10 protein-coding genes are annotated in these 12,426 nt (G+C 71.7%); 4 read left to right on the top strand and 6 right to left on the bottom strand.

Translation table 11 applies throughout. From position 1 onward, the window contains the following. The first annotated feature begins 208 nt into the window (after positions 1–208). Positions 209–433, top strand: a complete 225-nt coding sequence (locus tag ACH41F_RS04140) for a hypothetical protein (protein ID WP_391230352.1) — start codon at positions 209–211, stop codon at positions 431–433. Positions 434–496: 63 nt separating this feature from the next. Continuing rightward, the gene (locus ACH41F_RS04135; protein ID WP_391230589.1) at positions 497–1,699 is read left to right on the top strand and encodes a TerD family protein; all 1,203 of its coding nucleotides are present in this window, start codon (positions 497–499) and stop codon (positions 1,697–1,699) included. Between the two features lie 168 nt (positions 1,700–1,867). Here ACH41F_RS04135 and ACH41F_RS04130 read toward each other — a convergent pair whose 3' ends face one another. The 3 genes from ACH41F_RS04130 to ACH41F_RS04120 form a co-directional block, all read right to left on the bottom strand. Beyond that, positions 1,868–3,448, bottom strand: coding sequence for a TROVE domain-containing protein (locus ACH41F_RS04130; RefSeq protein ID WP_398832741.1), 1,581 nt, complete (start codon positions 3,446–3,448; stop codon positions 1,868–1,870). Between the two features lie 495 nt (positions 3,449–3,943). Further along, entirely contained in the window at positions 3,944–5,404 is a 1,461-nt protein-coding gene (locus ACH41F_RS04125) for an alkaline phosphatase PhoX (RefSeq protein WP_391230349.1), read from the bottom strand. A 631-nt stretch (positions 5,405–6,035) separates the two neighbouring features. Then, positions 6,036–7,463 carry a hypothetical protein gene (locus ACH41F_RS04120; RefSeq protein ID WP_391230347.1) on the bottom strand — a complete coding sequence of 476 codons (1,428 nt, stop codon included), beginning with the start codon at positions 7,461–7,463 and terminating at the stop codon, positions 6,036–6,038. A gap of 319 nt (positions 7,464–7,782) precedes the next feature. Between ACH41F_RS04120 and ACH41F_RS04115 the strand changes: the two genes are divergently transcribed. After that, entirely contained in the window at positions 7,783–9,612 is a 1,830-nt protein-coding gene (locus ACH41F_RS04115) for an endonuclease/exonuclease/phosphatase family protein (protein WP_398832787.1), read from the top strand. Positions 9,613–9,682: 70 nt separating this feature from the next. Here ACH41F_RS04115 and ACH41F_RS04110 read toward each other — a convergent pair whose 3' ends face one another. Beyond that, positions 9,683–10,363 (bottom strand): antibiotic biosynthesis monooxygenase, encoded by a 681-nt coding sequence (locus ACH41F_RS04110; protein ID WP_391230346.1) that lies wholly within the window; start codon positions 10,361–10,363, stop codon positions 9,683–9,685. Positions 10,364–10,474: 111 nt separating this feature from the next. Between ACH41F_RS04110 and ACH41F_RS04105 the strand changes: the two genes are divergently transcribed. Beyond that, a complete protein-coding gene (locus ACH41F_RS04105) occupies positions 10,475–11,443 on the top strand; it encodes a YihY/virulence factor BrkB family protein (protein ID WP_398832737.1) in 969 nt (322 codons plus the stop codon). 121 nt (positions 11,444–11,564) lie between these two features. Here ACH41F_RS04105 and ACH41F_RS04100 read toward each other — a convergent pair whose 3' ends face one another. Both ACH41F_RS04100 and ACH41F_RS04095 read right to left on the bottom strand, forming a co-directional pair. Further along, positions 11,565–12,020 (bottom strand): DUF3618 domain-containing protein, encoded by a 456-nt coding sequence (locus tag ACH41F_RS04100; protein ID WP_398832734.1) that lies wholly within the window; start codon positions 12,018–12,020, stop codon positions 11,565–11,567. Further along, positions 12,017–12,424, bottom strand: a complete 408-nt coding sequence (locus ACH41F_RS04095) for a phage holin family protein (protein WP_398832732.1) — start codon at positions 12,422–12,424, stop codon at positions 12,017–12,019. The genes ACH41F_RS04100 and ACH41F_RS04095 overlap by 4 nt, the downstream gene beginning before the upstream one ends. Between the last annotated feature and the right edge of the window lie 2 nt (positions 12,425–12,426).

Raw genomic sequence — 12,426 nt, 5'->3', positions numbered from 1 at the left:
GGGGGGGGGTGGCCCCCCCCCGCGGGGGTTGTCCTCCCCCCCGGCGGCCCCCCCCAAAACCCCCCCGCGGCGGTTTTTTGGGGGGGGGGGGGGTGGGGGGCCCGGGGGGGGGGGCGGGGGGGCGCCCCCCCCCCGGGACGGGACGGGTAGGGGCGGCGGGGGCGAAAACCATTGGGGCCCACCCCCGCCCGCCCCCTACCATCCCCGCATGCCGAACCCCCAGGGATTCCACTACGAGGCCCACACCAACGGAACCGTCCACATCACCCACCACCACCGCCCCGCCACCACCCTCCACGGCCCCCGAGCGACCCAGTTCATCGCCGAGGTCGAGTCGTCCTCCGACCCCCAGCTCGTCATGGCCCGCTGGACCGGCAACTACAAGCGCGGCAACGAACGCACCGCCCGCAACCACCCCAGAAACCGCCGCTGACCCGATCGCCCGCGGGTAAGGGAACGGCAAAGCGGGCTCGATCGTTCACCCGGCATGACAGCTATGACCCCCGGCTCGAACATCCCTCTCTCCGCCGCGCGCGTGACAGTGGACGTCGCCGCTCCGGTGCGGCTCGACGTATCGGGCCTGCTGCTCACCGCCGACGGCAAGGTGCGCTCGGACGACGACTTCATCTTCTACAACCAGCCCAACGGCCAGGGCGTGACGTATCGCGCGGGCGGTGGCTCCGCCCCCGACGCGATCGTGGTCGACACCGCCGCGCTCCCGCCCGGCATCGAGAAGATCGTCGTCACCGCCAGCCCGGACGCCGCCGGCCAGACCTTCCAGGGCATCGAACCGACGGCGACGATCCGCAGCGCCGACGACAACTCCGTCATGGCCACCTTCACGCCCCCGCAGCTCGGGACCGAGACCGCCCTGGTGGTCGTGGAGATCTACCTGCGCAACGGCGCCTGGAAGGCCCGCGCGGTCGGCCAGGGGTACGCCAACGGCCTGGCCGGCATCGCCACCGACTTCGGCGTGAGCGTGGAGGAGCCCGCCCCTGCGCCCGCCGCCCCGTCCCGGCCGGTCGCCCCGCCGCAGCCTGCGGTCCAGGCGCCGGTCACCCCGCAGGCCCCGCCGATGACCACGCCCCCGCCCCCGCCGCCCGCGCAGGCGCCCGGCGCCGGGAAGATCAACCTAGACAAGGGCCGCGTCAGCCTCCAGAAGAACCAGACCGTGTCCCTGGTCAAGGGCGGCCGCCCGCTGCTCTCCTCGGTGCGGATGGGCCTCGGCTGGGAGCCGGCGTACCGCGGCAAGGACATCGACCTGGACGCCTCGGTCATCGCGTACGGCCCGCAGCGCAACCATGTCGACAGCTGCTACTTCGGCAAGCTCCAGATCGTCGGCGGTGCCATCCGGCACTCCGGTGACAACCTCACCGGAGAGGGCGGCGGCGACGACGAGGTGATCACCGTGGACCTCGGGCAGCTGCCGCAGGAGGTCACCGGTCTGGTCTTCACGGTCAACTCCTTCTCCGGGCAGAAGTTCACCGAGGTCGCCAAGGCCTACTGCCGGCTGCTGGACGGCACCACCGGCGAGGAGCTCGTCCGTTTCGACCTCACCAGCGCCGAGCCCCAGACCGGCGTGATGATGGCCAAGCTGATCAAGCAGTTCTCCGGTGAGTGGGAGATGACGGCGATGGGCGACTTCGTGAAGTCGCGCACGGTACGCGGCATGGTGAAGCCGGCCGCCCAGGCGCTGTAGCCGTCAGGGGTCCGGCCCGTTCCCGCGGGCCGGACCCGCCAGGATCCAGCACAGCCCGCCACGCCGTACGCGTGGAAGCACCGACCGGCCGCCCGGGCGGAACGGCGGGCGCCGCCCAGGGGTGTGGCCCGCACTCCCCGTGAAAGTGCGGGCCACGCTCGTCAGGGCTCAGACGGCCCAGGGCCAGTCGGCGTCGCGGGCGCTCTCCAGCAGCGGAACCATCCGGAACGCCGCGTCCGTGAGGCCGCCGAAGGTGTGCCGGTTCGCCTTGCCGGACGGGCCGTGACCCGCGCGGTAGCCGGCCAGGTTCCAGGTGTAGACCGGGACATGGGCCGGGACCTGCTCGGTCGGGTCGCCGTGCCGGTTGAAGGCGTACTGCTCGTCGGTGACGATCAGCACCCGGTCCTGCCCCCGGTAGTGCGCCCGCACCGCCGAGGTGGTGTCGGTGCCGCCCAGGTCGCCGAAGCGGCCCAGGATCTTCAGCACCGACTCGCCCTTGTCGTACGGCAGGTTCCGGCTCGTGGTGCCGAACTCGACCAGGTCCGCCCGCTCGGCCCGCAGCGCCAGCGCCGTGCCGAAGATCGCCGCGGCGTCCGCCCGGTTGAGCTCCGAGCGGTCCGACAGCCGCGCCCACATCGAACCCGAGCGGTCGACGAGGACCAGCGTCCGGCCCGGCAGCACGGGCACGTTGGCCAGCGAGTGACCGAGCGCCTGCTCCAGCGGGTACGCCCAGCGCAGCGAGGGCGCGTGCTGGTACGCGGCGAGGTACCGGAAGGGGAACTGCCGCGACCGTACGACCTCGGCCGGGTCGCTGATCCGTGCCGCCACCTGGGCCGCGACCTCGTCACCGACCCCGGCCTGGTCGAAGTTGCGCAGGTTGCGGACGAGCGCCATGGCACCCATGGACGGGATCACGGCCTCCCAGGCCGCCTTGTCCATCGGGCCCTGGAGCCAGCCGGCCAGCGCCTCCCACGTCATCCCGGCCGCCGCGAGCCGCTCGGCGCCGCCCTCGGAGGTGACGACCGCACGCCGCTGCTCGACGGGCAGCGCCATCAGCTCGCGGTGCGCGGTCAGCACGGTGTTCGACGCGGGCGGCACGGCCGTGTCCGGGTTGTGCCGGCGGTCCAGCGCGTACCGGAACAGCTCGCCCTGCCACGGCTTGTCTGCGTCCGGGGACGCGTGCACCAGGTTGAGGATGTCGCCGAAACGGTAGCCCTTGGACGCGGTGTCGTACTTCAGCAGCGACCTGCCGCTGTAGAGACGCCGCACGGCGTCGGCGATGCCGCGCTTGACGGGCTTGGGCACGTTACGGCCGTAGTTCGCCGTCCAGTACGCGAGCAGCTCGCCGGGCTCGTCCGGCCGGCGCAGCACGGAGTCGACGACCTGCCGGTTGGACGGGCCGTCGGTGGCACCGGCCGCCAGCCGGGCGTGCACGTACTCGGCGGCACCCACGATCGAGGCCGTCCGCAGGTTGCCCTCGCCGCGCAGCCAGCCGAGCAGGCCGGCCGTCCACTCGGGATCGGTGACGGCGAGTTCGCGCACGAGCTTCGCGAAGCGCGCGTCACGGTCGTCGCCGGTCTCGTAGAACGTCTTCTGCCCGACGAAGTTGGCGACGGCGAGCAGGAAGAGCTCGGAGCGCTTGTCCCGCTCGCGGCCCCGGCCACCCTGGAAGGTACGGAGCAGGCGCCCCGTGGACGTCACGCGGGAAGTGGGCTGGGCCTTGGCGGCTCGCCTGTTGAATCGCGACATGCTGAATTCCCCCGAATTCATGGACGGTTCGGAGGGAGGCACAGCAGAAGGAGGGTGTCCGAGGTCGAATTCGACTGCGGTGACCATAAACTGGCGCGTCTTCCGTTCCGCCACATCGACCCTGGGCCGATGACGGGATTCGAACCCGCACCCTCCGCGAGGAGGACCAGTTCCCTGAAGTATCCGCCGCCTGCGCACCGGACACCCACCATGAGCTGCGCCTCCCGAGATCAAGTCGGCTGCGGCATCGGATTCTTTTAGGAGAAGAAGTAGCCGCGGCCTGCGCACCGGGAGGTGCATGAAGTTGTGGTGTCCAGAGTTCAGGTCGGCGGAACCGACATTAGGTGCTCTAACCCCTGAGCTACACCGGCCTGTTGTACCGGTGGCGGGACTCGAACCCGCGGCCGCCCCATTATGAGTGGAAGTAGGTCCTGCCTTCGCACCTGGACATTCATCACTCTAGGAGGGGAGCCGCGGGACGGGCGAGCGAATTAATCAGCCGCGCTTCTGGCGCTTCCAGGGGCCGGTGATGGCGAGCATGATGCCGGGCGTCTGGATGTTGGCGTACAGGGTCCGCCCGTCGGGCGAGAAGGTGACGCCCGTGAACTCGCTGTACTCGGGCTCGTCCTCGGTGCCGATGTTGAGTTCGTTGCGGGCGATGGGGTAGGTGCGGCCGCTGTCGGTGGCACCGAAGAGGTGCTGGACGCCCTCGCCGTCCTCGGCGATGACGAGGCCGCCGTAGGGGGAGACGGTGATGTTGTCGGGGCCGTCGAAGGCGCCGTCCTTGGCCGGGTCGGGGTTCACGCCCAGCAGGACCTTCAGCGTCAGGGTGCGGCGCCTGGGGTCGTAGAACCAGACCTGGCCGTCGTGCTGGACAGGGCTCTCCGCGCGGGCGAAGGAGGAGACGACGTAGGCGCCGCCGTCGGCCCACCACATGCCCTCCAGCTTGCGGGCGCGGGTGACCTCGCCGTCGGCGAACTGCTTGCGGACGGGGACGGTCCGGGCGTCGCGGTCGGGGACGTCGACCCAGTCGACGCCGTAGACGGTGCCGACCTTCGTGGCGCGGGAGAGGTCGTCGACGAACTTGCCGCCGGCGTCGAAGCACTTGGGGGCCTGGAGGACACCGGCGTCGTCGGCGAGGGCGCGGAACTTGGCGCGGCCGTACGCGAAGCCCTTCGGCGGGGTCCAGCGGAAGAGCAGGCCGTTGGGGTTCGCGGCGTCCTCGGTGAGGTAGGCGTGGCCGCGCTTGGGGTCGATGACGACGGCCTCGTGGTCGTAACGCCCGAAGAACTTCAGGGGCTTGGGGTTCTGGTTGGCGCGACGGTCGATGGGGTCGACCTCGAAGACGTAACCGTGATCCTTGGTCATGCCGTTGGTGCCGGCCTTGTCGGAGTTCTCCTCGCAGGTGAGCCAGGTGCCCCAAGGGGTGCGCCCGCCGGCGCAGTTGGTGGAGGTACCGGCGATGCCGACCCACTCGGCGACCCGCCCGTCGGGGCGCACCTCCACGACGGTGCAGCCGCCGGACGCGGCGGGGTCGTAGACGAGGCCCTCGGTGAGCGGGACGGGGTGTGCCCAGTTGGCGCGCGGGCCCTTCAGCTCGTGGTTGTTGACGAGGAGGGTGGTGCCGCGGGGGCCGTCGAAGGTGGCCGTGCCGTCGTGGTTGGAGGGCGTGTACTCGCCGGACTCCAGCTTGGTCTTCCCGCTGTGGGTGATGACGCGGTACGTGAATCCGGCGGGCAGGGCGAGGATGCCGTCGGGGTCGGGCACGAGCGGCCCGTAGCCGACGCCGCCGTGACCGTGCCCGTGTCCGTGACCGTGGCCGTCCGCCTCGCTCTCGGTGTCGGTGGAGGCGAGGGCGTTCGGCGCGGTGGCGAGGGCGCCGACGCTGCCGGCGAGGGCGACCCCGGCACCGGTGATCGCGGACTTCCTGGCGAAGTCCCTGCGGGTGAGCGACATGGTGTCTCCTGAGACGGTGGGTGTGGCCTGGGAGGGTGGGGGACCTCGGGTCGGCGCCACCGTCCCGCCCACGTCTGAACGGAGGTTGAACACAGGGCGACGCCCTTGGCCCCGCTTCCGTGAATCCGTACGCCAGCCCACGGGCAGCCCGGCGACCCCACCGCCGGATCCGACCCGGGCCGGGCAGGGCGGGGCAGGGCAGGGCAGGGCCAGGCGGGGCCGCACACCGACCGCACCCCCACGACCGGTCACCGAGAGCCGAGCCGACACCGGCAACTGAGCCGACACTGTCGGCCGACGCCTACAACCGACGGCCGCGCCGACACCGACACCCGTGCCCTGCCACCGCCTCCGCCACCCCGTCACCGGCAGCGACCACACCCCCGCACCGCCACCGACCGGCCGGCCGGCCACCACGCCAACACCAACCAACCGCCCGGCCGCCCAGCCGCCCGCAACACGATCAACCGGCCGACGGGCCACCCACCGCGTCACCACCAACCGGCCGACTGGCCGCCCGGCCGCCCGCACCACCCGACCCCCGCACCCCGCACCCGCCCCGCCGCCGCAAAGCCCGCAGCCCCAGCGCAGCCGCGGCCGCAGGCGCCCGTCAGGCCACAGGCGCCCCGCGTCACCCCCCTTGCTGCGACCGCGCCTTGAACGCCGCCTTCCGCGCCTCCTTGGCGACCTTCTTGTCGGGGTGGAGCCGCCCCATCGCCTCGAGCACGTCCGCGGTGGCGGGGTGGTCCACCCGCCAGGCGGCGGTGAAGAACCCGCTGTGCTGCTGGGCGAGACCCTCGACCAGTGCCCTCAGTTCGTCGGAGTTCCCCTCGGCCGCCAGCTGGGCGGCGACCGTGTCGACGGTGAGCCAGAAGATCAGCGCCTCGGACGGCGGGGGCACGTCGGAGGCGCCCTGCTCGGTCAGCCAGACTCGGGCCAGACCGCCGAGCTCGGGGTCGTCGAGGACTTCCCGCAGCGCGGGCTCGGCCGTGCCGCCGACGAGGGTCAGGGCCTGCTGGCAGCGCAGCCTGCGCAGCGGGGCGCCCGAGTCGCCGCCCCGAGCCGCGGCGAGCAACTCCCGTGCCGCGGCGAGGGGTTCGCGTCGGGCCAGCCACTGCTCGGTCTCGGCCTGGGCGGCGGCGGGCGGGAAGTGGGCGGTCCCGTCGAGCAGCGCGTCGGCGCCCTTGTCGGCGAGGTCCCCGACCGCGGGTGCCTCGAACCCTGCCTCCAGCAGCCGGGCCCGCAGCCCGTACAGCCCGAGCGGGGTGAGGCGCACCATGCCGTACCGGGAGACGTCGGTGTCGTCGACCGGCGCGGCGGGCTCCTCGTCGGGGTCGGCCATGAGCGCCTCGTCGACGGGCTGGTACTCGACCAGACCGACCGGTTCCAGGAGCCGGAACTGGTCGTCCAGGCGCATCATCGCGTCGGAGACCTGCTCCAGGACGTCGTTGGTGGGCTCCCCCATGTCGCTGGGGACGATCATCGACGCGGCGAGCGCGGGCAGCGGGACGGGGCCTTCGCCGGGCCCGTCCTCGTTGACGGTCAGCAGATACAGGTTGCCGAGCACCCCGTCGAGGAACTCCGCCTCGGCCTCCGGGTCCCAGTCGAGGGCGGAGAAGTCGATCTCGCCGCCGTCGTCCATGGCCCCGACCAGGTCGTCGAGGTCGGGCACGCTCGCGTCGGCCAGCACCGTCTCCAGGGCCGCCTGCCACACGGCGAGCACGTCGTGCGGGGTGCCGCCGGTCAGCAGGGCGAGGTCCTCGCCCGTGGTGACGGTGCCCTCCGCCTCGTCGGTGAGGGCGACGAGCCCGGTGTCGACGGCGACCCGCCAGGCCTCGCTCGCGTACGCGGCGGCGTCGTCCCCGGTCAGGCCGAGGACCTCGGCGGCGGCGGGCAACTGCTCCTCGACCAGCCCGCCGCCGGCGTCGACGCGGGTGTCGGGTCCGGCCCAGCGGGCGAGCTTGGCGGCCCGGGACAGCAGGGGCGTGGACAGCGCGTCCCGCGCCAGCTCCGCTTCGGGGTGCAGCCGCACCGGCGGCAAGGGGGAGCTGTCTGACATCGGCTGGTTCTCCTAGAGACGCGTCGTACCACTCGTCGGCAGGGTCGCGCGGCGGCTGGGACCACCGAGCCGCCGGACCACTCAGCCGCTCAGCCTAGACGGATTTCCACCCATGCCGCCCGGTTCATCTCCTCGTCGGGCTCCGTACCTGGCCGAAACCTTGACAAGTGGGTTGAGCAGGCAGGAGATTACGCGCGTAGAAATCTGCTGGTCATCTGCTCACTGTATTTTCTACGCGCGTCGCACCGCCCCACCGGTTCGGCTCCACACACGTTTCACCCTCGTCCCGGCGCCCATGTACGTCCCCGGAGGGATCCCGTTGCCGAGCAAGTCCACCGCGCGCCTCGCCGCGCTCACCGTCGCCGCCGCCTGTTCCGCGGCGTCCACCCTCGTCCTGACTTCCCCCGCGCACGCGGACTCCGTGCGCATCCACGACATCCAGGGCACCACGCGGATATCCCCGTACGCGGGCAAGGCCGTCGCGGACGTGTCCGGAATCGTCACCGGCATCCGCACCTACGGCTCCTCCAAGGGCTTCTGGATCCAGGACCCTGACGCCGACGCGAACCCGGCCACCAGCGAGGGCGTCTTCGTCTTCACCAGCTCCACCCCGAAGGGCGTCGCCGTCGGCGACCTCGTCACGGTGTCGGGCACGGTCTCGGAGTACGTTCCCGGCGGCGCCTCCTCCGGCAACCAGTCGATCACCGAGATCACCAAGCCGGCGTTCACCGTCGTCTCCAGCGGGAACGCCGTGCCGGCCGCGAAGGTCGTCGACGCGAGGTCGGTGCCGGCCGCGTACACCCCGGCGGGTGACAGCGCCGCGAACAACTCGATCAACGGCCTGACCCTGGAGCCGTCGACGTACGCCCTGGACTACTACGAGTCCCTGGAGGGCGAGAACGTCCAGGTCGCGAACGTGCGCGTGGTGGGCGCCACCGACCCGTACACCGAGCTGTGGGTCACGGTGAAGCCCCGGGAGAACGCGAGCCCCCGCGGCGGTACGGTCTACGGCTCCTACACCTCGCAGAACACCGGCCGGATCCAGATCCAGTCCCTGGGCGCGACCTCCGCCTTCCCGAAGGCGAACGTCGGTGACGTCCTGGAGGGCGTGACCACCGGTCCGCTGGACTACAACCAGTTCGGCGGCTACACCCTGGTGGCGAACACGATCGGCACGCTGAAGAGCGCCGGTGTGGCCCGTGAGACGACCGAGAAGCAGAAGAACGGCGAGCTGGCGGTCGCGACGTACAACGTCGAGAACCTCGACCCGTCCGACGACACCTTCGCCGCGCACGCCGCCGCGATCGTGCACAACCTCCGGTCGCCCGACATCGTGTCCCTGGAGGAGATCCAGGACAACAACGGTGCCACCAACGACGGTACGGTCGCCGCCGACCAGACGGTGCGCAAGCTGATCGACGCCATCGCGGCCGCGGGCGGCCCGACGTACGACTGGCGCTCCATCGACCCGGTCAACGGCACCGACGGCGGCGAGCCGGGCGGCAACATCCGCCAGGTGTTCCTGTTCAACCCGGAGCGGGTCTCCTTCACCGACCGCCCGGGCGGCGACGCCACGACGGCGGTCGGCGTGACGAGGGAGAGGGGCAAGGCGGCCCTCACGGTGTCCCCCGGACGCATCGACCCGGCCAACGCGGCCTGGGCGAACAGCCGCAAGCCGCTGGTCGGCGAGTTCGTCTTCCGCGGCCGTACGGTCTTCGTGATCGCCAACCACTTCAACTCCAAGGGCGGCGACTACGGTCTGACCTCGGCGACCCAGCCGGTGCCGCGCAGTTCGGAGGTCCAGCGCCACCTCCAGGCGACCGCGGTGAACACGTTCGTCAAGGACGTCCTGGCCACCCAGAAGAACGCGGACGTCATCGCCCTCGGTGACATCAACGACTTCGAGTTCTCCGACACGGCCAAGATCCTGGAGGACGACGGCGCCCTGTGGTCGGCGATCAAGTCGCTGCCGAGGAACGAGCGTTACTCGTACGTCTACCAGGGCAACGCCCAGGTCCTGGACCAGATCCTGGTCTCCCCGTCGATCCGGCGCGGCTGCGACTTCGAGTACGACAGCGTGCACGTCAACGCGGAGTTCAACGACCAGATCAGCGACCACGACCCGCAGGTGCTGCGCTTCAAGCCGTAACTCCCCCTCGGTCAGGGCCGGCCGGACCCCGTGTTCGGCCGGCCCTGCCGGGCGTTCTCGCACTCCTTGCTCAGGGGACCAGCCCGAGCACATGGCGGTACCGGCTGCCGGTGAAGCCCAGGACACCGGGGTACGTCCGCACCCGCTCCCACTGCGGCGACTCGGGGCCGCCGATGGCCTGGTCATAGGCCTGGTCGCTCTCCCACTCGGCGTAGTTCAGCACATGCGTTCCATCGGTGCTGAGATGGAAGTGCGCGGAGATGAGCCCCGGGTCGGCGTCCGGCCCGCCGAGGGCGTCCACCACGAGGTCCACCCAGTCGGCCCGCTTCTCGGCCGCGTCCGGCGCGAAGTCGATGCGGACGGTCACGATCAGACCGGGCTCCCGGGTGTCACCGGCGGACCGGAGGTGACTGCGCCGGAGCCGGTAGCGCTCCAGCCGGACCCGCTCGATGCCGGGCACGGCGGTGTCGATCTCGTCGTTGCGTTCCTGGCGACGGGTGGTGAAGAAGGCCTCGTACCCCTCCTCGCTGCGCCACTGGGAGTGGTGCATCAGCGTCGTACCGTCGTGACCGGCGTAGACGTGATAGCCGAGCAGCTCCGCGCTCCCCCAGGGCCGGCTCTCCCAGGTGCGGGCGATGGCCTCGACGGCCCGCGCCTGCCGCTCGGGGGTGCCCACCCGCCAGGTACTGAAGAACGGGGCGCCGGTGCGGGGGTCGGTCAGGTCGGGATGGGTGTCGGTACGACGAGTCATGGTGGACTCCTCCGTTCGCTCGCGAGGGATGCGGTCCCCACCCTCCGACCTCAACCGAGATTGAGGTCAAGCCCGCGCTTCACAGCGGGATTTCGGGAGACTCGCCCGGTCATGGACGAGGATGAGAAGGACGACACGGACAGTCCCTCCGAACTGCCCGCGCGGTCCTGGCGGGCGGCGGTGCGGCGCACGGCGACGGAGTTCCTCGACGACGAACTCTCCGACCGGGCGGCCGCGCTGACGTACTACGGCGTGCTGTCGCTGTTCCCCGCGCTGCTGGTGATGGTGTCCCTGCTGGGCGTGGTCGGGCAGAGCGCCACGGACAAGATCCTGGACAACATCGGGGACCTGGCCCCGGGTCCGGCGCGGGACATCCTGCGGGACGCGGTGGTGCAGTTGAGCGACACCGGCGGCACCGGCAGCGTGCTGGCCGTCGTCGGCCTGCTCGCCGCCCTGTGGTCCGCCTCCGGATATGTGGCCGCGTTCATCCGGACGTCCAACGCGGTGTACGACCTTCCCGAGGGCCGGCCCGTGTGGAAACTGACGCCGCTGCGGCTGGTGTTGACCATCGCGCTGATGGTGATGCTCTGCGCGAGCGCGGTGATCGTCGTCTTCACGGGCCCGTTGGCGGAGCGGGCCGGTACCGCGATCGGCCTCGGGGACGCGGCGATCGCCCTGTGGGGCATCGCCAAGTGGCCGGTGCTGCTGATCCTGGTGATCATGATGATCGGCCTGCTCTACTGGGCCGCGCCCAACGTCCGGGGCCGCGGCTTCCGTTGGATCTCCCCCGGCAGCTGTCTGGCGACCCTGGTCTGGCTCCTGGCCTCCGCCGGCTTCGCCCTCTACGCCGCCAACTTCGGCTCGTACAACAAGACGTACGGCACTCTCGCCGGCGCCGTCGTCTTCCTCGTCTGGCTCTGGCTGTCCAACCTGGCCATCCTGCTGGGCCTGGAGTTCGACGCGGAACTGGCCCGCGAACGAGCCATCAGCAAGGGGCAGTCCCCGACGGAAGAGCCGTACGTGGAGCCCCGCGACACCAGGAAATGGCCCCGCAAGTGGAAGGCGGCCCGGGAAGCCTGACGGTTCCGCCGTGCGGGTTCACCGGGGCGGCGGGCAGGGGCCCCGAAGATCGCCAACCTGCACGACAACGCCGACCGGTCGACGATCACCGGTCGGCGTCCCCCACTCACCTGCCCCCGCCTCATCGGCGCCGGCGCATCATCTCCTCCACGACGATCAGCCCGACCACGGCCCCCACGACCAGCACCGGCCGCGGATTGCGCAAGCCCGTCCGGACGACGCCGCGCACCGGCCGCGGCGCGTGGTGCTCCACCGCGTGCCCCGCGTGACTCGCCCTGCCCTGGACGGTGTGCCTCACCCCCGCCGCCCGCTCCTGGACGACATGTCCCGTCCTGCCGGCCCGGTCCTGCACCACGTGCCCGGCCTGCGCCACGGTGCTGCGCAGTTGCACGGTCATCGCCCCGGCCTTGTCCCTGAGGTCCGCGGCACGGGCCATCGCCCGCCCCTTCACATCCGCCCGTCCGGCCAACTCCTCGACGGTGTCGCCGAGTTGGCGGCGCGTCCGCTCGATCTGCCGGCGCAGCTCCTCGGGGCCCTTGGCCCCGCCCGTCACGTCCGGCGTCGTCCTGTTCGTCATCGGTGCGCCCTTTCCTTGATCTCCTCGACATCGGCCCTGACGCTGCCGAGCGCCTCCTCGGGCGTCGGCGGCGCGGCACGACGCAGCTGAGCGCGTCCGCTCGCGGCGAGCACGGCCGCGATCACGAACAGCACCGCCGTCACGATGAGCGCCGCGGCCCACACGGGCAGCGCCAGCGAGAGGGCGGCGGCGGACGTGCCGGCGAGGAACAGCAGACCGGCGTAGGCGAACGCGCCCGCCGCGCCGAGCAGCCCGCCGCCCCGGCCCGCGCGCCTGCCCTTCTCGGTCAGCTCCTCCTTGGCAAGGGCCATCTCCTGCCGCACCAGCTGTGACAGCTGTTCGGTGGCCTGTCCGACCAGTTCGCCGACCGAATGATGTTCGTTGGGGTTCGTGGTCCCGGGCACGG

It is taken from the genome of Streptomyces sp. NPDC020489, assembly GCF_044386545.1.
In the GTDB taxonomy this organism is placed as follows: Bacteria; Actinomycetota; Actinomycetes; order Streptomycetales; family Streptomycetaceae; genus Streptomyces.
Note: the sequence above shows the minus strand (reverse complement) of the source record. Positions and strands in the feature narration are given on the sequence as shown.

Bases quoted from the DNA above. Each gene is read 5' to 3' on its own strand.
- ACH41F_RS04140 (WP_391230352.1), top strand. From the start codon at position 209: ATGCCGAACCCCCAGGGATTCCACTACGAGGCCCACACCAACGGAACC.
- ACH41F_RS04135 (WP_391230589.1), top strand. From the start codon at position 497: ATGACCCCCGGCTCGAACATCCCTCTCTCCGCCGCGCGCGTGACAGTG.
- ACH41F_RS04130 (WP_398832741.1), bottom strand. From the start codon at position 3,448: ATGTCGCGATTCAACAGGCGAGCCGCCAAGGCCCAGCCCACTTCCCGC.
- ACH41F_RS04125 (WP_391230349.1), bottom strand. From the start codon at position 5,404: ATGTCGCTCACCCGCAGGGACTTCGCCAGGAAGTCCGCGATCACCGGT.
- ACH41F_RS04120 (WP_391230347.1), bottom strand. From the start codon at position 7,463: ATGTCAGACAGCTCCCCCTTGCCGCCGGTGCGGCTGCACCCCGAAGCG.
- ACH41F_RS04110 (WP_391230346.1), bottom strand. From the start codon at position 10,363: ATGACTCGTCGTACCGACACCCATCCCGACCTGACCGACCCCCGCACC.
- ACH41F_RS04105 (WP_398832737.1), top strand. From the start codon at position 10,475: ATGGACGAGGATGAGAAGGACGACACGGACAGTCCCTCCGAACTGCCC.
- ACH41F_RS04100 (WP_398832734.1), bottom strand. From the start codon at position 12,020: ATGACGAACAGGACGACGCCGGACGTGACGGGCGGGGCCAAGGGCCCC.